The organism is Psychrilyobacter atlanticus DSM 19335, from assembly GCF_000426625.1.
GTDB lineage: Bacteria > Fusobacteriota > Fusobacteriia > Fusobacteriales > Fusobacteriaceae > Psychrilyobacter > Psychrilyobacter atlanticus.
Genome location: NZ_KE384547.1, coordinates 1012637 through 1037806, shown reverse-complemented (window position 1 = coordinate 1037806; position 25170 = coordinate 1012637). Strand labels below are relative to the sequence as shown.

Sequence of the window (25170 nt, the reverse complement as noted above, 5' to 3'; positions counted from 1 at the left end):
ATGACTATGTTACTTAGTGTAGTTTTTAAAAATTTAAAACGGAATAAAAAAAGATCTTTTTTAACTATTTTGATTATTTTAATTGCCACCTCTGGAATGACATTTGGTCTCAGCTGGATAGAGGGGGAAAAGAATCTATTTTTAGAAAGTGGAAAAAGAATGACCGGTGATGTTAGGATAACAGCACCAGATTATGAACTCCGATCTCGGAGTTTAGATGTTTCATCTAACTTTTCATACTCTAAAATAAAAAAAGTAGTTGAAAGAATCTCTGAAAAAAATATCGGTGTCGGCCGGATAAAATTTGGAGGTTTGATCTATTTCAATGAAAAACATGAAAAAGCCATGGGAAGCGGGATAGAAAGTAAAGATAAAAAAATAATCGGATTCGATAAATTCATCTATTCAGGGAAATTTTTAGAGAATAATAATGAAATTATTATCGGTGAAACTCTCAAAAGAAGGCTCAATTTAAAATTAGGAGATCAAGTTACCCTCCTTACCCAAACCCAGGATAAATCACTCTATTCTCTCAACTATAATATAGTCGGCTTCTATAAGATGGACAATACCAGACTGAATAAAAGTTTCTACATCACCCTGGCAAGCAGTCAATATCTTTTAGATATGGAGGACAGGATAACTGAGTACCTCATATATTCCAATAATAAGGAGATCCCCATAAAAAGTTTTTTGACTAAAAATACAGATAAAACTGTCCTTGTAAAGAGGTGGGATGAAATAGGAATGAATGAAAGTTTCACTCAAGTTTTGCCTTTTATCCAGGGAATATTTATCTTTATCTTTGCCACCCTATCTGGGCTCAGTATCTCCAATACCATGCTTATGACTGTCTTTGAGAGGCGTCATGAAATTGGACTGTTAAAGGCTTTGGGGATGAAGGAGAGAGAAATAAAAAAAATATTTATTTTAGAAGGAGGACTCATGGGAGTCATAGGCGGGATTGCAGGACTTATCTTAGGAGGTGGAATAGCTCTCTACTTAGGCAGAGTAGGAGTAAACTTTGGTGACATGATTGAATCCTTCACCAGTGAGTTAAATATAAAGGGAGTTATCTACCCCCATTTAACTATTTTTGTTACTGCTTTAAGTCTCACGGTTGCCCTTGTTACCTCTACCCTGGCTACTTTTTTAGCTATCTTTTCAGAGGTAAAAAAGGAAGCCGTGGAGAATATGAGAAACGAGTAATCTTAGGAGGAAGAGAGCTATGAAAATATTATTTATTTTTTTTCTTTTATCAAATTTAATTTTCAGTATGAGTTCCAAGGAAATTTTAACCAGATTAGACTACAATATGACCCCTAAAAGTGTAAGTTATAGTGGGGAGATGATCATCCATAGGGAAGATAAAAAATACACAAAAAAATTTATCATGGATGCTGTGGGGAACGAAAGATCTTTTATTGTATTTAAATACCCTGCTAGAGACAGGGGAACAAAATATTTGAGAAATGGGAAAAACCTGTGGATCTATATGCCCAGCACATCCAGAACAATAAAAATTTCAAAACATATGCTGAAGGAAAGTATGATGGGAAGTGATATCTCCTACGATGACCAGACCGATAGAAATAAATACAGCACCCTCTATGACTCCAAAATAATCGACGAAACTCCTGACCAATATGTCGTAGACTTAATCCGAAAAGAAGGAGAGGAAGCTAAATATTACAGGCAGATCCTCTGGATAAATAAAAACACCCTTACCATAGATAAGGGTGAGATGTATGCTAATTCCGGTAAACTGTTAAAAGAATATATAGTTGATGAAATCAAAAAAATTGAAGACAGATACTATATAACAATATTTCGTATAGATGATAAATTGAAAAAAAATTCTTATACCGAGTTAATTTTAACTGATATAAAGTTAAATCCCGATCTGTCTGAATCTGTTTTTACTCTGAAAAATCTGGAAAGAAAATAATCGAACCGATAATTTTCCTTAAAATACATAACCCATATTAACAGATATTATTCCACTATTAGAAGAATCTGCATCATTTGTCGCTGAAATCTCCAGCGGCCCGAAGATAGATTTATATCCTAAAGTTATACCATATCCTTGTTCAAAATCTTCAAATATTAAGTTACCGTTATCTTTTATGGAATCGTTCTCATTTATACCTGTATAGGTTAATACATTAATTTTAGCTAATATATATATGTTTGGGTAGATCATATACTGGGCTCCTATCTGCCCCACTATAAATTCAGAAGCTAACTTTCTCATGGTATTATACCCATAAAACGAGATGTAGTTGTTATCTAAATCATTGTTTATTCCACCGATTTTAAAATGATTTCCCAGGGGAATATGCTCACCACTGACCACTCCTCCACTTAAAGAGGCATTCAATGAAAGTTTAGGAGTTAGTGACATATGACCCTGTATTATCCCCAATTCACTATAATATTCTACATCATCGCTACCTATTCCACCTACCTCATGCCTAGCCTGTAAATAAGTTCCCTTGGTAGGATAGATTGAACTATTTTTCCTGTCCAATACCAGCTTTAAATACGCCTCCTGATACCCGTAGCTTGTACTTAAAATATCTTTATATTCATCGGAACCTACATCAAATTCATTTTCAGCATCGATATATTTTAATCCCGCAGAAAAATCAAACTGCCTGAATAATTTAGTTGTTAAGCTAAGATCAATAAATTTATGAGCCTCTGTAGATTCAGCCTTTAAACTTCTTTCATCATAGATATATAAAGGATTTTCCTCATATCCCAAGCTCAAATTTATTCCTACTTTATTTTTTTCCCCATAATACCAAAAGTTATCGAATTCAATACTTTTATAGTCCCCAGCCTCAAACTCTAAGGATGTTACCCTTCCTATCTTTCCTATTTTTGTAAGATCTGTTCCTACAGCTAACTTTGCCCCTGTATCGGAATTATAGTTTGCCCCGACCCTTATAAAGTTCAGTTCATTTTCATCTACACTTATCTTTAGGGTAGATCCATCAATTGTATAGTAGGATTTTTCAATATACGGCATGGCATAGAGCTTCATCATTAAACTCTCCAATTCCTTATAACTTACCTTCCCCGGGATTTTACTATCCAGATGATCTTCTACTATCTCCCTTCTCATCTCTTCTCCTAAAAATTTAGAATTTTCAATTTGGATATCATCTATATAGACCTCTTCTAGATCTCCTCTTTTCCTCTTTCCTTGCTCTACATTTGGATTTTCATATTTTTTTAATTCTTTCAGCTTTTTCTCAGCTGCTAATTCCCCTTTGGAGATCAGGTCGTCAAAATTATCAAAATTTGTAGCATCTTCTAGTTTTACATCGGGATCTATGATTATAGTTGCCAATTCCCTTTGTTTTTCTGTAGATTCTGTCCCTCTGTATGTAGAAATTTTACTTACTACAGTCAATAAATTATAGGTCAACTGATCTATCTGGGGGGCTCCTACATCACTGGCAATAACAATATCTGCCCCTGCTGAAAATAGATCTTCTACTGGTAGGTTCCTTGAAACCATACCATCTATATACACCTTATCTTCTATTTTTACAGGATCATATATAGTGGGAATTGCCATACTGGCACTGACAATAAGAGCCAGATCTCCATGATCAAAACTTTTAGCTTTTCCCGTATTAAAATCTGTAGCAATTATTCTCAAGGCAGGTTTAAATTCATCAAAAGATTTAACATCCTTTACATCCCAAAATAATTCCTTTAATTTTAAATATGATTTTTCCCCTGTCAGAACTCCCTTTGGAAGGCTGAAATTTAATTTATCATCATAGGTTACTGAAGCAAAATATTTTTCAGATCTAAATTTTTCTTCCAATGGAATATCCATCCTCATGGGATCATTGGACAATCTATATCTCCAATCCATAGTTTTTACAATAGCTTCTATCTCATCTGGGTTATAGCCTACTGCATATAAACTGGCTACAATCCCTCCCATACTGGTCCCACTGATATAGTCTATGGGGATATTATTCTCCTCCAAAACCCGGAGTACACCTATATGAGCAAACCCCTTAGATCCTCCTCCGCTTAAAGCAACCCCGATTTTAATTCTTTCACCGGATTTTTTCTTCTTTAAAATTGCTTTTTTTAAATTTTCCAACTCCATTATCTGGGATCTTTTCAATTCAATCTTTGAATCTATAGCTGAGATCTCCATAGGGTGATCTTTAGAAACTGGTGGTTCAGATTTGAGAGTAATAACAAAAATATTGTATATCACTAATATGTATAAAAATTTTATTTTCATCTTACCTCCTACATTTTTAATATTTTTTCCTTGGTCGGCTCTTCCATATCCATCTGTTTCATAAAATAAGCATTTAGTTTATCCTTAAATTCTCTTCCAGGCAGTTCTCCATTTTTAACAAGATCCTCCCCTCTGATAAGGGGTTTCATTTTAGATAAACTATAGATATAGTTTTCAATTTTTATTTTTATCTTTTCCTTTCTGTTTTGAATATAGATAAGAGTTATTATTTCCATAGATATATTTTTTAGTGCATTATATATATCTGAATTTTTATCTGCTGACTCTAACTGTTCCAATATTTTCTCCCTTATTAATATACCATAATCATACTTTTCTATAAATTTATTTGAAAAATTAAATTTTTTAAATACCAGATCCAGTTCCTTTTTCTCTAAATTTTCCAGTATGATCAAGAACACCAATAACCATTTTTTAATATTAACAAAATTTAGAAGTCCCTCAAGACTTTCTAATTTTTCTATATTTTTCTTCATCTCCAAGTCATATTTGATATTAGGGTTGATCTCAACAAATACATTGTATTTATTTAAGAACTCCATCCCCCTGGTTAAGTTTTTATCAGAAAATAAGATCTCCAACTCCTGTTTAACCCGAGGCCAGGATATTTTTTTTAAAAATCCATCACTTATTGCATTTTTTAAAAATATTTCCGTATCTTTTTCCAGTTCAAATCCATATCTAGCTGCAAATCTAAATGCCCTAATTATCCTTGTAGGATCCTCTACAAAGCTCAAATTATGCAAGATCCTTATTTTTTTATTAGCAAGATCATCATACCCCCCATAAAAATCAATGAGTTTACCAAAATTATAACTGTCAATCTCCAAAGCCATGGCATTTATACTAAAATCTCTCCTATACATATCATCCCTGATATTTCCATATTCCACTACTGGAAGGGAAGTCGGGTATTCATAGTATTCCAGCCTTGAACTGGCTATATCCAATTTTAAATCATCGTGAACCACAACCACTGCTGTTTTAAATTTTTCATGTATCCTTACTTTTTTTGCCCCCAGCATATCTTTTAGTTCCAGAGCGAATTTTATCCCATCTCCCTCCACTACTATATCGATATCCTTATTGTTTATTCCTAAGATAAGATCTCTCACTATCCCTCCTACTAAGAATACTTTTTCATTTCTTTTTTTTGATACCGCTTCTATAATCTTCAATAATTTCAAGAGTTTGGCAGGAACTACCCCTTCAATATTATTTTTTATTTCCGATTCAAATTTTAATTTTTTAGCCTTCCTTACTGGATTTTTACTGTAGATAGATTTCAATATATCGGTTCTAGTCACTATCCCAAGGATCTTCCCTTTGTCATCTACTATGGGAACCCTTCCAATTCCTTTTTCCACCACAAGAGCTTTTAATTCTTCAACACTGAGATGTATATCTGCTGTGACCACTTCCGATGTCATATAGGCACTTACAGGAGCATTTGAAAAACCATGATTTAGCGCTTTATCTACACTATTTCTTGTAATTATCCCTACAATCTTCCCATCTTCTACAATGGGTAACCCACCATAGCCCATCCTATACATTACCTTATAAGCAAGTTTAATTTTGGTATCCCTTAAGATAGTTTTAACAGGAGTATTCATTATGTCTATGGATTTTTTACTGGGTTTAATCACACTTTCTATTCTTTTTTTTATATCCCCGTATAATTTTTTCATGTTTTGATCTCTGATTACACCTGAGACAGCATATTCATGCCCTCCTACCTTGTAATCTTTTAAAATTTCAGCTACATTTATTTTATTTGAAGATCTCCCTACTATACTTATCCTCTTATCATTCCCACATAAAATTACACATAGACTGGATTTCCCTAGATACTGTATCTTATTTATCAACTCATCCATACCAAAAATAAAATCATCACTTTTATAGTAGGTCAGTTGTGCTACCTCTCCATCGATATCTATAAATTCAGAGTTTTCAATAAGTTCTATAAATATTTCCAGCTGCTCCTTTTCCAATCCCTTTTGAACATATTCGTTGACCTTGGACAGATCTCCATTCTTTTGCAATAAATAAGATGCCATCTCCAAATCTTTTGGAGTGGTACTGTCAAAACTAAAGTTTCCTGTATCCTCATATATTCCCATAAGACCCAAGGTAGCTTCTATCTGATCAAATTTAATATCCGGGTCATTTTCTAAGAGAACTTCTAATATATTAGTGGTATTAGATCCATAATTTTTCCTGATAATTCTCCTATTTTTTATATCATTTTCACTGATCTTGTGGTGATCATAGATTACAACCTCTACATCATCCCTATCCAATAATTGCTCGAATAATCCTATCCTATTTTTTTTTGAAGTATCCACAACTATTAGTTTACTCACCTTATCCATCTGAATATCTTTTATTTTTTTTACCTGTAAAAAATTTTGATACAGGTTTACAAAAGCTTTCACACTTTTCCCAATATGTCCCGGGAAAACTAATATCCCATTAGGATATAATTTTTTTATTAAAACCATAGAAGAAAGTGCATCTAAGTCTGCATATATATGACAAGTTATTATTTCCATCTCTACCACCCTCTAAATTTTATAATTATATTCAATATAATTATACACTTTTATCTATTTTTTTCTAACATTTTTTAAAAAATTAAATCTTTCTGTTGACAATCTCATCCCATTCATTATATGATTATTCAAATAAAAAAATAAATGGAGGTGACTATTATGTCTAAGAGACTTACTTGGTGGTGCAAAAACGAATCTAATAAATTTAATACTGAATTATTAAGTAGATCTGTTTTTGACCAATAGTTGCTGTAGTTATATATAATTTCAAAATATATTTAGAAAAAATAATAATAGATATTATTGTTTTTTTAGATATAATGAAAAAAATATTATACAGAAGAGGTTAATCCTATGGATTGACCTCTTTTTTTATTACCTAGGAAACTATAAAAATAAATTAAAAGGGAGTAAGGAAATGAAAAAATTAATTTTAGGAATCATTTTAATCATGAGTTTAGCAGGGTGTCAGGAAAAAAATAAAGAAGGTAAGGAAATAACGAACACCTCAGAAAAAATAAATATTGGTATCACTCAAATTGTAGAACACCCATCACTGGATTTGATTAGAAGTGGAGTGGAAGATGCTCTGAAAAACAGTAAATATAAAGACAAGATTTTATTCAACTATCAAAATGCTCAAGGGGACTTTATAACAGCTCAAACTATTGCAGCTCAATTTAATGAAGATTCTGATATTGTCGTAGCTATCACTACTCCTAGTGCCCAAGCTGCCTTGAATAAAATACCTGAAAAACCACTCTTTTTTACAGCTGTTACCAATCCTGTCGTAGCTGGATTGAAAGGAACAAACATTACAGGGGTCAGTGATATGTCACCGGTAAAAGAGCAGGTAAAACTAATACAGGAATTGCTTCCTAAAACTAAGACAATAGGGACTATCTATACTACCAGCGAAGCTAATTCCACATATCTTACTGAAGAATTTACTAAAGCTGCTAATAAAGCTGGATATAAAGTTATCGCCAGGGGAGTTACCAACGTTACAGAGATAGCTTCTGCAATGGATAGTTTTTTAGGAGAAGTCGATGTAATCTACACAACCAAGGATAACAATGTTGCTTCTGCTTACAGCCTTATCATAGATAGAGCTAATAAAGCTAATACCCCAGTTATAGGTGCTACCAGAGATTTTACTGAAGCAGGTGCATTGGCTTCCTCTGGTATATCAGAATACCAAGTGGGATACCAGACTGGAGAGATGGTTATAAGATACCTCGATGGAGATAAAATTGAAAAGATGCCCATAGAATATTTAAACAAATCTGAATTAACTATCAATGAAAAACAGATGAAAAAATATGGAATTTCACCGAATAGTGATAAGTTAAAAAATATTGAGATTATAAAGGAGTAAATTATGTTATTAGGAACTATTGAACAGGGATTAATTTTTGCAATAATGGCTTTAGGATTATATATTTCCTATAAAATACTAGATTTCCCAGATCTTACCGTAGACGGGTCTTTTCCTATGGGAGCTTCTATCGCAGCTATACTTATTACAAAGGGGGCTAACCCTATCCTAGCTTTAGGTATAGCATTCGTCGGCGGATCCCTTGCAGGATTTATTACGGGATATATCCATATCAAATTTAAGATTACAAACCTTTTGGCTGGAATTATTGTTATGACAGGTTTATACAGTGTCAATCTTCGAATTATGGGAAGATCTAATATCCCACTATTTGGAATTGATAACATTTTTTCCAATAGATCCAATCTTTTTATTATATTATTTATTGTCCTTCTGTCTAAGTTCTTCCTAGACTATCTGTTAAAAACAAAATTTGGATTTTCCCTCCGGGCTTTAGGTGACAATGAAACTTTGGTTATATCTTTGGGAATAGATGAAAAGAAATTAAAGATTATTGGTCTCATGTTAGCTAATGGACTAGTAGCCCTATCTGGCGGTATCTTAGCCCAATACCAGGGGTTTTCAGATGTTGCTATGGGGACAGGAACTATCGTTACAGGATTGGCCTCTATCATAATTGGTGAAAGTGTCTTAAAAAAAGGAAAGATGTTAAATGTCACAACTATCGTAATTATCGGTTCTATCTTATATAGATTTATAATACTTGGCTCCCTCAAGATAGGGTTTAACGCCAGTGATATAAAACTTATCACTGCAATCCTTACTGTTGGAATCATGGCATTTAAAAGTAAAAATTTAAACTCAATATTAAAAAATAGATTAGGAGGTGTATTTCAAAATGCTCAAAATTAATAATTTATACAAATCATTCCACTCTGAATTAGGGAGTGAAAAAAAAGTTTTTAAAGGGTTAGATTTCCAATTAAATCAAGAGGATTTTGTATCTATTATCGGAAGTAATGGTGCTGGAAAATCTACCCTTCTAAATATAATTATGGGAAATATTATTCCAGATGATGGAAGTTTATATATAGAAAATAAAGATTTTACAACTTTAGCCAATTATAAAAGAAATACTTTTATCTCAAAGGTCTATCAAAATCCTACCTTGGGAACAGCACCATCTATGACAATCTTTGAAAATCTTTCCATGGCAGACAACAAAGGAAAAAAATTTAACCTTACTATGGGTCTAAATAAAAAAAAGAAAGAGATCTATAAAAAGTCTCTAACCGAATTAGGTTTAGGATTAGAAAAACAATTAGATACCGAAGTTGGGTTATTATCTGGCGGGCAGAGGCAGTGTCTCGCTCTTATCATGGCAACTTTAAATAAACCAAAATTATTATTATTAGATGAGCATACTGCTGCTCTTGATCCTCAGACATCGGAATTAATCATGGAAAAAACAAAAAAAATAGTGGAATCTCATAATATTCCTACACTTATGATAACTCATAATTTAAATGATGCTATAAAATATGGAAACAGACTGATCATGCTCCATGAAGGAAAGATCATCTTAGATTTTAAAGGGGAAGAAAAACAAGATCTTACTCCTGAAAAACTCCTAAAAATATTTCATACTAAAAACACTGCCATAAAGGATGATGAACTCTTCAGCCTTTAATAGTTCATTTTTGTATTCATAGAACACAAATTAAAGATGAAATCTTTAGAACTTTCTTTTTTGTCACAGATTACACAGATTTTAAACCCTTCAACACAAAGAAAAGAGGTAAAGAGACACGCAAAGGTTCTGTCATAAATTATCGCTAATTTTAGAACTAAATTTTGACTTTGAATTCGAAATTTATAGTCGTCTAGCTACCCCAGTAAATATCTTGCGAGTTTCGTCGTGCCCACCATATCCATCTAACCTTTTAGAAGATTAAAAAAAATTAAAAAACTCTTTTAAAAGGGTTTTTTATTTTTTTCTCTAATAACTATAATAGATATTAATAGTTACTAAAATTTAAATTCTAAACTAAGTAGGTGAATTCAAATGTTTAATTTTAAAAAATTTCCTCTTACCATTATATTTTTTATTCTCATAGGGAATATAATCTTTGGAGAGGAAGAAAAAATTAGTTACAACCTAGATACAGAAAATGTTATTTTTGAAAAAAACTTTGATAAGTTAAAAAAAGATACAGGTTCATTATTTATCCTTGCAGGTGTAACAGCCACTACCCTTTATCTGCTCCCAGGATCATCAACAGGGTGGGATAAGGATGAAGAAACCAGTATATTCCAGAAATGGGAAAACAACATAAAAAGTGGGCCGGTATGGGATCAAGACAGCCCAATGTATAACTATGTAGGTCATGTGTATGCAGGTGGTGCTTATTATATCCTTGCTAGAAATGCCAATTATTCCCCTTTGGAATCTTTTTGGTATACATTTGTTATCTCTACATTTTTTTGGGAATATGGGGTAGAAGCATTTGCTGAGCCACCTTCCATGCAGGATCTTGTTATAACTCCTGTTTTTGGTTCTATCTTGGGAGAGGGATTTTATACTCTTCAAAACCACATATTAGATAATGACGGGATGCTCTTTGATTCTAAATTTTGGGGCAGTGCTACTATGATCTTTATAGACCCAATGGGACACCTTTCTAGTTATATCTATGACGACTATGAAAGAACAAGTCATACAGGGGTAATAGTAAACGCTGTTGAACATGAAGGAGAAATCGATTTACTTTTAGGAATAAATTTTACATTTCCATTTTAGGAGGCAGTTATGAAAAAATTAATATTAGTAGGATTCTTTCTCTTAGGATTAAACCTTTATTCAGTTGGGATAAATTTAGGAGTTGGTGGCGGATATGGTAAATATTTAGATGATAAAACTGGAAGTTTAAATTTAAATTTAGAAATTATTCACGAAATTTTCCCCAATGTTGAACTTGGAGTCGGAGGGATCGGGGAATTTAACTTTAAGAATAATGAGATGGAATCTTTTCCTGTCTACCTCAGTGGTAAATTTTATTCTGAAAATATCCCAGGTTTCTATGCTGCTGGAAGATACGGAAGAACCCTCTATAAAAACAGTGATAAAACTGGAGCTTATGCATATTTAGGCATTGGAAAAAGGTTAGAGTCTGGATTATCTGTCGAAGGAGGAGTTTCAGTTGGTAATCAAGATACTGAAGAATCCACTTTAAAAAATGGAAATATAGTATTTTCATTGATTACACCAATATTTTAAGACTTTAAAAAGAAAAATAGAAGTTTGTCTATAAATATAGACAAACTTCTATTTTTTATCTAGATATAACTTAACTTTGCTTTTCATTCTTCTTCATATGAATTTTAGAAGCTAATAAAGATGTCAGAGGAACAGCTATTAATATTCCTATACTTCCACAAAAAGCCCGGAGAAATTCTACTCCTACAAATTCAAAATTTAATATCCGAATATTAGGAAAATCATTTTGCTGGATAGTAAGGATCATTATTGTGAAGAGTGATCCCCCTATATAAGCTAAGATAAGAGTATTTATCATGGTCCCTATGATATCCCTTCCTATACTCATCCCAGAGTTATATAATTCCAGAGATGTAATATTAGGCTTATGAGATTTTATCTCTGAAAGTGCTGAGGAGATAGACATAGATACATCCATAACTGCTCCTGCACTCCCTATGATTACCCCTGTTGATATGAGTTCCTTCAGATTTATATTTTTTATAAGGGACGCATAGTTAATACTTTCCATAGTCGTATATCCTGTAAGACCCATGGTCTTGGAAAAAAATATAGATAGAACTCCTGCAAAAATAACTCCTCCTAAGGTTCCTAGGATAGCAATAATTCCCTTGGAATTAAACCCGGTCATAAAAAATATCGTAACGATAGAAGATATGGATAAAATAACTATGGAAATTAAGATCGGTGAAAACCCTAAGATGATCCCGGGAATCATAAATTTAAATATTAGAAATCCTGTTATTCCTAAAGACAAAATTGCCTTCAACCCTTGTTTTTTTGCGATTAACAGTGTCAAACCTAAGAAAAGTGAGACTAAAAGGTAGAGACTACCCCTCCTATCCCTTTCAATGATATAGTATCCATCTGTATCATTATATATGACTACATTCATACTAGGCTTAAAGGATAGATTGTGCTGTTTTTCCCTATAGGTTGGATGAGGAATGGTTAAGACCTTTCCCTTCTCCTCCCCTTCCATTATTTCCACCTGAAAATCTGTCATAGAACTAAGATATTCATCCTCTGGTAACTCTTCCTCCTTTAATATAGACAGGATCTTTCCCTTTACATATGTTTCTTTGGCAAAAATAGAGATACCCAGGATAAAAAATATCCCTATAATTAATTTTTTTTTCATACTCTCCTCCAAGATAATTCTGTTATAAATTCATTATTCTTTATATTTTAACATAAAATATCACCAAAGGTCTCTACCTTAACTTTAAAAATTTATAACTGGTTTATTACAATCAAAATAAGTTTTATACCAAGAGTTCATTTTTAAGTTTGATAGTGATATCGTATCCTTTGAAAGTTCTTTTTAAGCCTTTACTTAAAGAGGATAGGGTGATATAATTACTAGCAATAGGAGATAAATAAGTAGTAAGAGATGAAAATATAAATTAAAATAATTATATTTTTTCCCCTTATTATTTTATGTCTCCTATTGAAATAACTGAATTTTTATACTTTCCTGATTGGTATCAGATAGTTAGATTCAGAAAATAAAGTGTAAGGATGGCCCCTAGGCTCATCCAATATAATAGGAGGAATATATGTTTAAAGAAAAAAACATGGAATTAGAAATCGGTGGAAAAGTAATTAAAATGTCTACTGGAAAATTAGCTAGACAAGCTGGAGGAGCTGTATTAGTAGAATGTGGTGGAACTGCATTATTAGTAACAGCAACTAGAAGTAAAGCACCTAGAAAGGGAGCGGACTTTTTCCCATTAACAGTAGATTTCGTAGAAAAATATTATGCAGCTGGAAAGATGCCAGGTGGATTTATGAAGAGAGAAGCTAGACCTTCTACAAATGCTACATTAACAGCTAGATTAATAGACAGACCAATCAGACCAATGTTCCCTGAAGGGTTCAACTATGACGTACATATTGTAAATACAGTAATGTCATACGACGAAACTTGTACTACTGACTACCTTGGGATCATCGGATCATCAGCAGCATTAATGGTTTCTGATATTCCTTTCTTAGGACCTGTAGCAGCAGTTACAGTTGGAATGATCGAGGGAGAATTCGTTTTAAATCCAAGCCCAGCCGAGTTAGCTGAAAGTGATTTAGAATTAACAGTAGCAGGAACAAAGGAAGCTGTAAACATGGTAGAATCTGGAGCAGCTGAATTATCTGAAAAAGTTATGTTAGATGCAATCTTATTTGCTCATGACAACATTAAAAAAATATGTGCATTCCAAGAGGAATTTGCTGCATTAGTTGCAAAAGAAAACATAGAATTTGCTGCACCTGCAATCGACGAGACTGTTAAATCATTCATCGATGAAAAAGCAACTGCAAGATTAAAAGAAGCTGTATTAGTTGTTGGAAAACATGCTAGAGAAGATGCAGTAGACGGATTAGAAGCTGAGTTATTAGAGATATTCACAGCTGACTACATGGAAAAAACTAAAGAAGAAGAATTAGACGGAGCTTTAGCATTTGACTTCGCTAAATATTACCATGACCTTATGAAGCAATTAGTAAGAGAAGCTATTGTTTATAACAAGCATAGAGTAGATGGAAGAAAAACTGATGAATTAAGAGACCTTTTCGCAGAAATAGATATCTTATCTCAACCTCATGGATCAGCAATGTTTACTAGAGGAGAAACTCAAGCAATGGTATTTGCTACATTAGGAACTAAGCAAGATGAGCAATTAATCGACGGATTAGATGACAGTTTCTACAAGAAATTCTACCTTCACTATAACTTCCCTTCTTACTCAGTAGGAGAACCTGGATTCATGAGAGGACCAGGAAGAAGAGAATTAGGACATGGAGCATTAGCTGAAAGAGCACTTTCTTATGTTTTACCAACTGAAGAAGTATTCCCATACACAGTAAGAGTAGTATCTGAGATCACTGAATCAAATGGTTCATCTTCTCAAGCAAGTATCTGTGGTGGATCATTATCACTTATGGCTGCCGGAGTACCTATCAAGGAACATGTAGCTGGAATAGCTATGGGACTTGTTAAAGAGGGAGACGACTATGTAGTCTTAACTGACATCATGGGATTAGAAGATCATTTAGGAGATATGGACTTTAAAGTAGCTGGAACTTCTAAAGGAATCACAGCACTTCAAATGGATATCAAGATCACTGGAATAGATGAAGAAGTTATGAGAATAGCTTTAGAGCAAGCATTAGTAGCAAGAACAGAAATATTAGGTGTTATGAACGCAGCTATCCCTGCTCCTAGAGAAGAATTAGCAGCTACAGCTCCTAGAGTATATCAAATGCAAATTGATACAGATAAAATATCTGCATTAATCGGACCTGCTGGAAAGAATATCAAAGGTATCGTAGAAGAGACTGGAGCTAAAGTTGATATCGATGATACTGGAAAGGTATTAATCTTTGCTGTAGATAAAGACGCATTAGATAAAACTGTTACATTAGTAAATGGATATGTAAAAGACGTTGAAGTAGGAGAAATCTACACTGCTAAAGTTGTAAAAATAGCTTCATTTGGAGCATTTATGCAAGTAGCACCAGGAAAAGACGGATTATTACATGTTTCTCAAATCTCACATGAGAGAGTAGCTAACGTAGAAGATGTATTACATGTTGGAGATGAATTTGAAGTTAAAGTTATCTCAACTGAAAAAGGAAAGATCAGCTTAAGTAGAAAAGAGTTATTACCTAAGCCGGTTAAAAAAGTAGAAGTAAAAACTGAAGAAACTAAGTAGGTTATGGTAAAGGGGTTTAGCACAAAATTGTGCTAAACCCTTTTTTTTGCTTATATGATTTTCTACGATTATCAAAATCAAGTATAGTTAAAACTTGATTTTAAATGTCGATTCTAATATTCATGACCTCGTGAAAACGCTAATAAGAAAGAAGTTTTAAAAAAGTTCTAAAGAGTCCCTCTTTAATACGGGTTCATTTCTCAGCTTGATCTGAGAAACGAACCAAAGAGGATCAAGAAGTTTATAAAGGTCTTTATTGAGTAGTTCACGATCGTCATTGTAGAAACAGGATTTAAAATTTTGGAGTTAAAATTTAAAAAAACTATTTGTCATACCTTAAAAGTATAATAAATAGTTTTTTTATTTCCACCCATAGCATTGCTTCCCCTCTCTTTATCCACATTTTAGAATTTACTCAACTGAGTAAATTCTAAATACTCGTTGATCGAAGGGGAACTAAAGGGGTGAGTTTATTTGGAATTGATTTACTCAGTAAATATACTATTTGTTTATGTATTTCAGAAGTTTATTCTCTATTAGATTAATTTCTTTAAGATTCTTTCGAAAACTTTCATCTTCTAATAAATCAACTAAAGCTTTTAGTAAAGCATTATGAAGTAAAACATCCTTTTTTTCATGTGATCTATTAATATACTCTATCGTTGTATTTATATTTGAAAGAATTTTAAATATTTCACTAAGTTTTTTTATTTCAATAGGATTTAAACCTGCTTTTTCTAATAAAATTAAATCTTTAATTTTTATTTCATTATATTCTAATGGTGAAATAGTGGTGGTATTTTCTATAAGTTCTTTTCTTTTCGGCATAGACTCTATTGTTGAGCTTATATCGTTTAATTCTTGAGTTAATACAATAGCTAGTTTTCTAGTTTTCTTTTCTTCATTTTTTTCACTAATATAACTTCCTAATGAAAAGCTTAAAATAGAACCCAGAATTATAACTACAACTTTCAAAATAAGAGTTGAATAAAACTTACTCTTTTTTATATTTTTAATTTCCCCTTCACCTTTTTCTTTAACTTCCATCCTAAAACAACTCCCCTTTAAATTCTCTCTGTATAATAGAGTTAAAGTTATTCTCTAATTCCACTAGACTATTTACCCCTTTTTCACAAATACCGACTTCTCATTGGAATAAATTACCAACCCAGGTTTTGCTCCCTTTATTTTCTTCACATATTTTTTCAAGCAATAATCAATTCGAATGGTTTCGCCTTGTCCCACTTTAGAATGCTGACTAGCCAACTCTCCTACTTTATAGAGTGTATCATCAGATATCTCTTCTCCGTTTGTCTTGACTATCAGATGACTTCCAGGAACGTCTTTGGCGTGGAACCAGAGGTCGTGTCTGTCTCCTATTTTAAATGTAACATATTCATTCTCTATATTATTTCTTCCATAATACACTGTGAATCCATCTATCTCCGTTGTAGGAGGCATGATCTTAGCTACCTTTTTTTTCTTCTTTGTCTTTACTATCTTTTTAAGATACTTATTGGCGATTAACTCCTCCTCAATACCTTCCAAAGTTTTCTTGTCCTGTGCATGGTTTATAAAGGATAAAATAGATTCTAAATATATAATTTCAGATTTAATGATTTCTAATCTTTCACCACTATGCTGATATCCCCTCTTGTGTTTATTGTATAGATTATAGTAGTTATCCAGATTTTCATTTGAAGTTCTTTGCGGATTTAAAGATATCTCTATATTACAATTTTCATAAAAATCATAGAGGATAACACTTTTCTCATACCCTTTCAATGAATATAAATTAGCTGCCAGGATATCTCCTATCTTTTTATATTTTTCATAAGTAGAATATTTTTCTCTATCTTTATTCACATTTTTCATAGTTTTTTTATTTCTTTTTATTTCTTTTTCCACTACTTTAGCCAGAGTTCTTTTTTGATTATTGAATTGTTCCGAGTTTAATGTCTCCAATATATAGGTATCTATCATACTGTTGATTGATTCAAATTTTACCTCTTCGTATCCCGTTAGAGGAAGATTAAGTATCGTTCCATATTTGATAGTTCCATCCTGTTTATAGAGAGTAGGAGATGCCGCTTCATTTATGATCTCAGAAAATTTATTGTAATCGGTCATATACTTGGCTGTAAGTTTTCCTATTCCATCTACATTTTGAATCAATGTATTATCTGCTAGATAACTATCGAACTCCTCTTTTGATATCTCCATAGGAGATTTTTTTTCAGTCACGATAGGGAATTGATATTTAGCTCCTCCCATGAGTAACCTCAATTTATTCTCCTCTATAGAAAACTTCTTCAACAGATCCAAGATCATAAAGTTATCATCTACCAGGATGATATTACTATGTTTACCCATAATCTCAACGATCATTTTAACTTTTTGTTTTACACCTAACTCGTTGATCTTTTCAAATGAAAGGAGTAATATCCTATCGTTTTTATACTGCTCCACTCCGGTTAATATTGCACCTACCACATATTTTCTAAGAGACAGTGAAAAACTCATAGGTTTATCAGGAGCTACCTCTTTTTTTGTGGCTGTATAACATATGGGCAGATTAGGAGTAGCTGAAATATATAAGTTTATTTTTCCTAAAAATACAGATAAACTCAGTGGTGAATATTGAAATATTTTAGTTACCTTCCTGCCTTTTAATGTCTCATCTAACTCATCTTTTAACTTACTTAGGGATATCCCGTCTATATATAACATAATTTTTACTCCTTTTTCACAGATAAAATCTTTCTAATTTCAGACCTCTTCCTTTTTATAGTTTCTCCTATCTTAGGAGAAACTTAGCGTAAACATTTGGCTTTTTCTCTCCTGACATTTAGAAATATTTTTTAATCTATAAGATATTTCTGATATTCGTCATCTCATAGGAGAGAAAAGAAAGAAAAGAGAGGTCTAAAGAATTTTTTAATTAATTTTACAAAAATAGGAGGAAGGTCATCCCTCCCTCCTACTATTATTTTCTTATATATCTTTTTTTACTACTACTAAGTTTTTAGCATCTATAGTGTTTATCTCTACTATTTCACCATCGGGAGTTTTTATTGCAATTACCCTATGTGAATTAGACATTATTTTTAACTCAGTATATAACTTTATACCCATTCCAGCAAAGAAATTCTTGATTACAGGAGTTCCTTTTACGTCTAGAACACTCACAGAGTCTCCCTCTAAGAAATTAGTAATAACATCTGGTTTAAAAAATTCTACCTGATTTTTAAGATTTTCCAATATTTTAGTAAATACTGTAGTGAATATTTCTAAATTTTCTGTTTCTATATTCTTTGTAATACTTGAAATTATCATTTTATGAAAGTTATTGTGATAAGTAAGTGCATCCTCACCTTTTTTAGATAGGGAAACAAAAACTTTTCTCCTGTCATTGTCCGATCTCTTTCTAGTTATAAATCCTTTATTGGATAATTTATTTATGGCAACTGTAGCAGTACCCATAGTAATACCTAATTTATCAGATAAATTATTCATAGACAATGAATGATTTCCAATAGCTTCTATAACATGAAGCTCTGTTGTAGTCAAACATTTGATTCCTTGCTTAAGTGCTAGTGATTCCGTTTCATAAAAAAGCTTAGTGAAATCTTCTATTACCGTATTAACTCTTTCTAAAGACATATGCCCTCCTTAACCTCTTAATTTTTCTATTTGTTCCTTGTAATCCCCACCAAATACGAAAGATCCGGCTACAAATATATTCGCTCCAGCTTCTATACAAGGTTTGATTGTAGCATCTGTAATACCACCATCTATTTGGATATCCACTGTAGAAGAGATCCCTCTTACATCCTTTATCTTTTCTATAGTAGTAGGTATAAATTTCTGTCCTCCAAAACCAGGATTAACAGACATAAGTAATACCATATCCAGTTCATCTATTACATATTTTAAATTTTCTACAGGTGTAGCTGGATTCAATGAAACTCCGGCTTTCAGACCAAGATTTTTTATTTGTTGAACAACTCTATGAAGATGAGTTGTTGATTCAGCATGAACCACGATCATGTCTGCTCCTGCCTTAGCAAAGTCTTCAATGTATCTTTCAGGTGCGTCTATCATCAAATGTACATCAAAAATTAAATCTGTTTTATTCCTGATTGATTTTATAATTGGAACTCCAAATGAGATATTTGGAACAAAATTTCCATCCATAACATCAATATGGATCATATCCGCTCCGGCTTTTGTTATCTCTATTATTTCGTCTCCTAATTTACTAAAATCAGCTGATAGGATTGAAGGTGCAATTTTAATTGTATTCATTTTTATGGTTCACTCCTTAAAATTAATTTGATTATAAAATAATTATATCATACTTCACTAATATTTATTCCATCTTTCTTCACTATAAAATTTATAGCACCATAGGTAGAAGTCATATCTACTTTGGCTCAGCCCCTGATCAAGCCCATCTTTTATACCACATTTAGGTTCATTTATATGGATACAATTGCTATATTTACAAGTCCTATATTCATTAAATTCTGAAAATAAACCAGCTAATTCATCAGCTGTTTCTATTGGTGGCAGCTCTATAGAAGAAAAACCAGGTGTATCAATTACCCATCCACCATCTTTCATCGGTAACAACGTTGTTCCCTTGGTAGTATGTTTTCCCCTTGAGTTTTTCTTACTAGTCTCTCCTGTTTCTAATACTCTTTCCTCTTGAAGCATATTTAGTAACGATGATTTCCCTGCTCCAGATGGTCCTCCAAATGCAGTTATCTTATCTTTTATGTAGTCTTTTAGATTTTCTATCCCTGTATTTTCATAGGTTGAGATATAAAATACCTCTATATCTAATTGCTTTAAGAACTCTAATTGTCCTTTTAATTCTTCAAAACCTTCATCATCCAATAATTCAACTTTGTTGATAACGGCTACTGGCTTGATATTGTAATAGAAAGCATTCAGTAACAGTATATTAAACCTTCCAATATCAAATTTTGGATCCAATGCTGAAAACTGAATAACCAAATAATCTATATTTGAAACTAGAGGTCTATGGATGATATTTTGTCTAGGATATACCTTTGTAATAAATCCATCTTCACCAAATTCTACCAGATCTCCTGTAACACAGTTATCTTTATTATTTTTTTTCTTTAATATACCTCTTAATCTACATTCATATGTTTTTTCTTCCACTTGAACGTAGTAAAACCCCTTTATTTTTGTAATAACTCTACCTTTGATAATTATTCCTCCTCACTCTGAGTTGTAACTGTAATATTTATAACCGAGCCTGCTAAAACATCTTTTCCAGCAGGGTAACTAATATCAATTATAGTATCTTCAGGAAAATCATTCCTGTATACCTTTTTTATATCTCCTATAACCAGCTTTTTTTCACGAAGAATCTTTTCCCCTTCTTCTATTGAAAATCCTAGTATATCCGGCATTCTGATATTTTTTATCTGACTTACGTTTATCAATAGAGATACTGAACTTCCACGGGAAATTGAACTCCCTTCCGAAGGATCTGTTCCTATAACTCTATTATTCATATAACCTTCCATAGTATGAGAAATCCTCTCTACTTTAATTCCTAGATCACTCAGGATCACTCTGGCATCCTGCATATTTTTTCCCTTTAAATCAGGTAAAATAACTGTATCCATTCCCTTACTTATCCAAATTTTTATAGGTCTGCCTTTCTTTATATGTTTTGGCGACACAGGCAGCTGAGAGTAGATCTCACCTTTTTTTAATTCAGAATAATGTTCCCCCATATTAACCAATTTAAATTCGGATTCTACCAATGCTTCGGCTTCCTCAACTGTAAGCCCTTTTAAATTTGGTGTTTCATATAAATAATCATGAAAGAAAAACTTTAATCCCACATTTCCAGCAAGGAATATCCCAGCTATAATAGCTAAACTACTTATTGTAATAATTATTTTTTTATTCATTTTATGACTCCTTAATATCACTATAAATTTCTCCCTAAATAGTAACATAGATATAGTTAAATATCAATTATACTACAACTTACCATAGGAATTTAGAGGAGGATACAAAATTAAAATAAAAAATTTCACATATATAAAATAAGTGGGGTATAATCTGTTTAGATAATACAAAATTAGGAGGATGATTATGCAGTTAAATTACAAAAAATTAGATGAACAATTTATAGATGAACTAAATGGAAAAATAGTTGCTGTTGAGAGCGCTATTGAGGAATTATTAAAAATAAAAGATAAAACATATGATAATTTCTTCGATGTAATGGAGCACCTTTTAGATGACGTTGAAAAATTTTCATTTCCACTACAGATTGAAATTTCAACTAGTATTACAGATTTAGGTAAGAAGACATATGAGGAGTATATCCCCATCATGAATGAATTTACTTCTAAATTGAGCCAAAATGAAGAGGTAGCTAATGCCATCATAAAAATTTATGAAACTGAAGATTTAAATGATGTAAGAAAAAGAATACTAGAAAAACAAATATTGTCATTTAAATCCAGCGGTATCGGTTTAGATCAAAAAAGCAAGGAGAAGATCAAATCCATCAATTTAGAATTGGCTAAATTAGGAAATGATTTCAGCCAAAATGTAACTGATGCTACAAATGGGTATGAATTAATTATCGAGGATGAAAAAGTTCTTTCTGAATTTTCTGAAATGGATAAAAAATCTGCTAAAATAGAGGGTGGAAAATGGAAGTTTACCCTTCACGGACCATCACTTACTACATTTTTAAAATATTGTAACGACAGAGCATTGAGGGAAAAACTTTATAAAGCCTCTGCTACAAAGGCACCTCAAAATGAAGACCTCATTGAAAAAATCTTGAATTTAAGAGATGAAAAAGCTAATATTTTAGGTTATGAAAATTATAGAGAACTCTCTATTGCCTCAAAAACTGCAAATAACGCTTTAGAAGTTATAGATTTCTTAACAGAATTAGGAAAAGAAGCTCTTCCAAAGGCTACCCAGGAAATTGAAGAATTAAAGAGTTTTGCAAAAGAAAAATTAAACTATGAAACTGTAGAGATATATGACTATTCATACCTTTCTAGAAAACTAAAGGAGATCAAATATAATTTTGATCCTAGTGAAGTAAAACCATATTTTGAGAAAAACAAGGTGGTTTCTGGGATGTTCCAATTCTTAAACAACATCTTTAATTTAAAAGCTAAGCAGATAAAAGATGCCAAATTATGGAACGACAAAGCTTTAGTCTTTGAATTAGAAAGAAATGGAGTACTTTTAGGGAACTTAATCATGGATTTAGAAACCAATGAAAGTAAGAGGGGAGGAGCTTGGGCAGACAGCTGGATTACAAGCTACTCAAAGGATGGAGTCCGTGTTCCTGCAACAGGAATAATCGTTTGCAACTTCCCTCCTAGTAAGGATGGAGTTCCATCACTATTAGATCATTCAGATGTAGTAACATTATTTCATGAGATGGGACACGCTCTTCACCTTATCACATCTAAAACAAAGGAGATTTCTGCTTCTGGATTTAATGGAACTGAGTGGGATGTAGTAGAATATCCATCTCAATGGCTGCAAGAATTTGCCAACAACAAGGAGATCATCAAGACCTTTGGAACTCACTATGAAACTGGAGAAGTTATCTCCGATGAATTAATCCAAAAAGTATTAGATTCTTTAAATTATGGACAGGGATATGGAAACAACAGACAAGTTGAGTTTGGATTATTTGACCTAATGATATATGATAATGCTTATTCTAAAAAAGAAGTTCAAGAAAAATTAGATGAAGTCAGAAAAATGGTTTCAGTAATAAAAACACCAGAATACAATAAGTTCCAATGTTCATTCAGTCATATATTTGCAGGTGGATATGGAGCAGGTTATTATTCGTATAAATGGGCTGAAGTACTCTCTGCTGACAGTTATATAGAGATGACTAAAGACGGGAATATAGATAAGCAGTTAGCCAATAACTTTTTCGACAACCTCCTATCTCTTGGAGGATCGGTAAATATGAAGGAAAGTTTTGTTAATGTTCACGGGAGACAGCCAGACCCTAAGGCATTATTAAAACTTACAGGAATACTGTAGATTTAAATAATTAAAACCCTAGAGAAAGAGTTCAAGTACTCTTTTTCTAGGGTTTTTTAGTCTAAAGAATTATAATGGTTTAGATTATCTAATAAAATATAACATTAGATTACTCCTATCTAGATGCAACGTTACGTTGCTTACTCTGCTAACCTATATATATTTACTATATCTTCCTTGGTCAATTTAACAAAACTACCCAGAGTTCCATTTTCTGTAGCTTTGGCTGCCATCTCCTCAAATTTTTCACCATCTATATCTGCCTGGGATAACCTTGTAGGCATATCAATAGATGTAAAGAACTCCTCGGTTCTCTTGATTCCTTCCAAAATTGTAGCCTCTGGATCATTAAAATTCATATCCACATTCCACACACGGATAGCATACTGTACAAACCTATCCATATTAGTTTTATAGACATATTTCATCCATGCCGGGAATATAATAGCCAGCCCTGCACCATGGGTAATATCATAGATTCCACTCAATTCATGTTCAATTCCATGAGAGGCCCAGTCAGATTCACGACCCATATCAAGAAGGCTGTTATGAGCTATAGTTGAAGATATCATAATCTCAGCACGGGCATTGTAATCCTCTGGAAAATCCAAAGCTTTAGGAGTATTTAAAATAACTGTTTTTAATACCGCTTCCGATAATCTATCTGTTAATTCTACATGTTTTTCATTGGTAAAGTATCTCTCTAAAACATGGGCCATGATATCTACTGCACCTGCTGCTGTCTGATATCCAGGAAGAGTATACGTAACTTCAGGATTCATAATTGCAAATTTAGGTCTGATTATATTTCCACCAAATGATTTTTTATACCATCCATCTTCATTTGTAATAACACTACCGCTGCTAGCTTCACTTCCTGCGGCAGGAATTGTTAGTACTACTCCTAGTGGTAAAGTTTTAGATACTGCAGCTTTCCCCTCAAAGAAATCCCAGACATCTCCATCATATTCTACACCGGCACCAATAGCTTTAGCGGAATCAATGGCACTCCCTCCTCCCACAGCCAGGATAAAATCTATCTTGTTGTCTTTACAAATTTTTATTCCCTCTCTTACCAAGGATAATCTAGGATTTGGTAATACTCCTCCTAATTCAAATATCTCTATTCCTTCATCTGTTAAGTTTTTTACTATTTTATCATACAGACCGTATTTTTTAAGACTGGTTCCCCCATAATGAAGTAATACTTTTTTCCCATACTCGGCTACCTTCTTTCCAACTTTCGTTTCCACATCTTTACCAAAGACTATCTCTGTTGTATTCTGAAAATTAAAATTTAACATTTTTCCCCCTTATAAATATAAAAATTATCTCGCTATTTTTTTTATAGATCTCAAAAGTTCCTTGTTTTCATATATAATTTTAAATTTATCTTTTAACCAATTTAGTTCCGTATCTGAAACACCTAAATTTATTTTTATAAACTCCCCTATCTTTTTTTCTTCATCTGGCAGGAGCTGTATTCTAGTGGAATTGTTTATCTCCTCAATAGTTCCCTTCCCTTCAAAATAAGATAAAAGTTTTTTCCAATTTGACATACTGTCAACTTTTCTAAGGAGCATAACACAGGTGAAATTTAATTCAGGAATCTCCTTATACCCTCTTTTTTTTAGGAATTTTAATATTTCTTCATTTTTTTGAGTGTGAAAAAGCAGCTCACCACTTTTTTTAGTATTCATAATTTTAGGCATCTTATTAGTTTTACCTTCCATCTTCAGGTACTTAGAAAGAGGTACTATCTTTGTCTCCAAATAAAAGTTCACGGCAAACTCATTGAAACTCTGAGATTCCGATATCTCTCCACTGGCTATAATCTTTATCATTTCATCTATTTTTTCAAAATTTACCACACTTAATCACTCCTTTTTTTATCGCTA

Annotated in this window: 20 protein-coding genes; 9 read left to right on the top strand and 11 right to left on the bottom strand. The window is 32.4% G+C overall.

Annotated features, from left to right (window positions below; all coding sequences use genetic code 11):
* Positions 1 to 6 precede the first annotated feature (6 nt).
* Positions 7 to 1209, top strand: a complete 1203-nt coding sequence (locus K337_RS0105365; RefSeq protein ID WP_028855701.1) for an ABC transporter permease — start codon at positions 7 to 9, stop codon at positions 1207 to 1209.
* Positions 1210 to 1228: 19 nt separating this feature from the next.
* Complete coding sequence (locus tag K337_RS17735; RefSeq protein ID WP_051251620.1) at positions 1229 to 1948, top strand: outer membrane lipoprotein-sorting protein; 720 nt, start codon at positions 1229 to 1231, stop codon at positions 1946 to 1948.
* A gap of 18 nt (positions 1949 to 1966) precedes the next feature.
* Here K337_RS17735 and K337_RS0105355 read toward each other — a convergent pair whose 3' ends face one another.
* Both K337_RS0105355 and K337_RS0105350 read right to left on the bottom strand, forming a co-directional pair.
* Positions 1967 to 4279, bottom strand: coding sequence for a patatin-like phospholipase family protein (locus tag K337_RS0105355; protein ID WP_028855700.1), 2313 nt, complete (start codon positions 4277 to 4279; stop codon positions 1967 to 1969).
* A gap of 8 nt (positions 4280 to 4287) precedes the next feature.
* The gene (locus tag K337_RS0105350) at positions 4288 to 6858 is read right to left on the bottom strand and encodes a CBS domain-containing protein (protein WP_028855699.1); all 2571 of its coding nucleotides are present in this window, start codon (positions 6856 to 6858) and stop codon (positions 4288 to 4290) included.
* Positions 6859 to 7276: 418 nt separating this feature from the next.
* Here K337_RS0105350 and K337_RS0105340 point away from each other — a divergent pair, with 418 nt between their 5' ends.
* The 5 genes from K337_RS0105340 to K337_RS0105320 all read left to right on the top strand — a co-directional run bounded on the left by K337_RS0105340 (position 7277) and on the right by K337_RS0105320 (position 11474).
* Entirely contained in the window at positions 7277 to 8236 is a 960-nt protein-coding gene (locus K337_RS0105340) for an ABC transporter substrate-binding protein (protein WP_028855698.1), read from the top strand.
* A 3-nt stretch (positions 8237 to 8239) separates the two neighbouring features.
* Positions 8240 to 9109 carry an ABC transporter permease gene (locus K337_RS0105335; protein ID WP_028855697.1) on the top strand — a complete coding sequence of 290 codons (870 nt, stop codon included), beginning with the start codon at positions 8240 to 8242 and terminating at the stop codon, positions 9107 to 9109.
* Entirely contained in the window at positions 9096 to 9887 is a 792-nt protein-coding gene (locus K337_RS0105330; protein WP_028855696.1) for an ABC transporter ATP-binding protein, read from the top strand. Before K337_RS0105335 ends, K337_RS0105330 begins: the two co-directional genes overlap by 14 nt.
* A gap of 375 nt (positions 9888 to 10262) precedes the next feature.
* Positions 10263 to 10997: a DUF3943 domain-containing protein gene (locus tag K337_RS17730; RefSeq protein WP_051251619.1), complete on the top strand. Its 735-nt coding sequence runs from the start codon at positions 10263 to 10265 to the stop codon at positions 10995 to 10997.
* Between the two features lie 9 nt (positions 10998 to 11006).
* Positions 11007 to 11474: a hypothetical protein gene (locus K337_RS0105320; RefSeq protein WP_028855695.1), complete on the top strand. Its 468-nt coding sequence runs from the start codon at positions 11007 to 11009 to the stop codon at positions 11472 to 11474.
* 70 nt (positions 11475 to 11544) lie between these two features.
* Here the strand turns inward: K337_RS0105320 and K337_RS0105315 are convergent, their stop codons facing one another.
* Complete coding sequence (locus K337_RS0105315) at positions 11545 to 12615, bottom strand: YibE/F family protein (protein WP_028855694.1); 1071 nt, start codon at positions 12613 to 12615, stop codon at positions 11545 to 11547.
* Positions 12616 to 13033: 418 nt separating this feature from the next.
* Here K337_RS0105315 and pnp point away from each other — a divergent pair, with 418 nt between their 5' ends.
* Complete coding sequence (gene pnp, locus K337_RS0105310) at positions 13034 to 15184, top strand: polyribonucleotide nucleotidyltransferase (protein ID WP_028855693.1); 2151 nt, start codon at positions 13034 to 13036, stop codon at positions 15182 to 15184.
* Between the two features lie 501 nt (positions 15185 to 15685).
* On the opposite strand, the gene K337_RS0105305 is transcribed toward pnp, so the two are convergent.
* From K337_RS0105305 to K337_RS0105280, 6 genes are all read right to left on the bottom strand, one after another.
* Positions 15686 to 16231, bottom strand: a complete 546-nt coding sequence (locus K337_RS0105305; protein ID WP_028855692.1) for a hypothetical protein — start codon at positions 16229 to 16231, stop codon at positions 15686 to 15688.
* 72 nt (positions 16232 to 16303) lie between these two features.
* A complete protein-coding gene (locus K337_RS0105300) occupies positions 16304 to 17914 on the bottom strand; it encodes an Rqc2 family fibronectin-binding protein (RefSeq protein ID WP_028855691.1) in 1611 nt (536 codons plus the stop codon).
* Positions 17915 to 18178: 264 nt separating this feature from the next.
* Positions 18179 to 18847 carry a MarR family winged helix-turn-helix transcriptional regulator gene (locus K337_RS0105295; RefSeq protein ID WP_028855690.1) on the bottom strand — a complete coding sequence of 223 codons (669 nt, stop codon included), beginning with the start codon at positions 18845 to 18847 and terminating at the stop codon, positions 18179 to 18181.
* Between the two features lie 9 nt (positions 18848 to 18856).
* A complete protein-coding gene (gene rpe, locus K337_RS0105290; RefSeq protein WP_028855689.1) occupies positions 18857 to 19492 on the bottom strand; it encodes a ribulose-phosphate 3-epimerase in 636 nt (211 codons plus the stop codon).
* Positions 19493 to 19549: 57 nt separating this feature from the next.
* On the bottom strand, positions 19550 to 20410 hold the full coding sequence (gene rsgA, locus K337_RS0105285; RefSeq protein ID WP_084140794.1) for a ribosome small subunit-dependent GTPase A: 861 nt from the start codon (positions 20408 to 20410) through the stop codon (positions 19550 to 19552).
* Between the two features lie 17 nt (positions 20411 to 20427).
* Entirely contained in the window at positions 20428 to 21141 is a 714-nt protein-coding gene (locus K337_RS0105280) for a PASTA domain-containing protein (protein WP_028855687.1), read from the bottom strand.
* A 187-nt stretch (positions 21142 to 21328) separates the two neighbouring features.
* Here K337_RS0105280 and K337_RS0105275 point away from each other — a divergent pair, with 187 nt between their 5' ends.
* Positions 21329 to 23272 (top strand): M3 family metallopeptidase, encoded by a 1944-nt coding sequence (locus K337_RS0105275; protein ID WP_037029187.1) that lies wholly within the window; start codon positions 21329 to 21331, stop codon positions 23270 to 23272.
* 140 nt (positions 23273 to 23412) lie between these two features.
* On the opposite strand, the gene K337_RS0105270 is transcribed toward K337_RS0105275, so the two are convergent.
* Together K337_RS0105270 and K337_RS0105265 are read right to left on the bottom strand one after the other, a co-directional pair.
* A complete protein-coding gene (locus K337_RS0105270) occupies positions 23413 to 24576 on the bottom strand; it encodes an iron-containing alcohol dehydrogenase (protein WP_028855685.1) in 1164 nt (387 codons plus the stop codon).
* Positions 24577 to 24600: 24 nt separating this feature from the next.
* Positions 24601 to 25143: a hypothetical protein gene (locus K337_RS0105265; protein WP_028855684.1), complete on the bottom strand. Its 543-nt coding sequence runs from the start codon at positions 25141 to 25143 to the stop codon at positions 24601 to 24603.
* Positions 25144 to 25170 lie beyond the last annotated feature (27 nt).

Coding starts and splice junctions, on each gene's coding strand:
- K337_RS0105365 (WP_028855701.1), top strand. CDS start 7: ATGTTACTTAGTGTAGTTTTTAAAAATTTAAAACGGAATAAAAAAAGA.
- K337_RS17735 (WP_051251620.1), top strand. CDS start 1,229: ATGAAAATATTATTTATTTTTTTTCTTTTATCAAATTTAATTTTCAGT.
- K337_RS0105355 (WP_028855700.1), bottom strand. CDS start 4,279: ATGAAAATAAAATTTTTATACATATTAGTGATATACAATATTTTTGTT.
- K337_RS0105350 (WP_028855699.1), bottom strand. CDS start 6,858: ATGGAAATAATAACTTGTCATATATATGCAGACTTAGATGCACTTTCT.
- K337_RS0105340 (WP_028855698.1), top strand. CDS start 7,277: ATGAAAAAATTAATTTTAGGAATCATTTTAATCATGAGTTTAGCAGGG.
- K337_RS0105335 (WP_028855697.1), top strand. CDS start 8,240: ATGTTATTAGGAACTATTGAACAGGGATTAATTTTTGCAATAATGGCT.
- K337_RS0105330 (WP_028855696.1), top strand. CDS start 9,096: ATGCTCAAAATTAATAATTTATACAAATCATTCCACTCTGAATTAGGG.
- K337_RS17730 (WP_051251619.1), top strand. CDS start 10,263: ATGTTTAATTTTAAAAAATTTCCTCTTACCATTATATTTTTTATTCTC.
- K337_RS0105320 (WP_028855695.1), top strand. CDS start 11,007: ATGAAAAAATTAATATTAGTAGGATTCTTTCTCTTAGGATTAAACCTT.
- K337_RS0105315 (WP_028855694.1), bottom strand. CDS start 12,615: ATGAAAAAAAAATTAATTATAGGGATATTTTTTATCCTGGGTATCTCT.
- pnp (WP_028855693.1), top strand. CDS start 13,034: ATGTTTAAAGAAAAAAACATGGAATTAGAAATCGGTGGAAAAGTAATT.
- K337_RS0105305 (WP_028855692.1), bottom strand. CDS start 16,231: ATGGAAGTTAAAGAAAAAGGTGAAGGGGAAATTAAAAATATAAAAAAG.
- K337_RS0105300 (WP_028855691.1), bottom strand. CDS start 17,914: ATGTTATATATAGACGGGATATCCCTAAGTAAGTTAAAAGATGAGTTA.
- K337_RS0105295 (WP_028855690.1), bottom strand. CDS start 18,847: ATGTCTTTAGAAAGAGTTAATACGGTAATAGAAGATTTCACTAAGCTT.
- rpe (WP_028855689.1), bottom strand. CDS start 19,492: ATGAATACAATTAAAATTGCACCTTCAATCCTATCAGCTGATTTTAGT.
- K337_RS0105280 (WP_028855687.1), bottom strand. CDS start 21,141: ATGAATAAAAAAATAATTATTACAATAAGTAGTTTAGCTATTATAGCT.
- K337_RS0105275 (WP_037029187.1), top strand. CDS start 21,329: ATGCAGTTAAATTACAAAAAATTAGATGAACAATTTATAGATGAACTA.
- K337_RS0105270 (WP_028855685.1), bottom strand. CDS start 24,576: ATGTTAAATTTTAATTTTCAGAATACAACAGAGATAGTCTTTGGTAAA.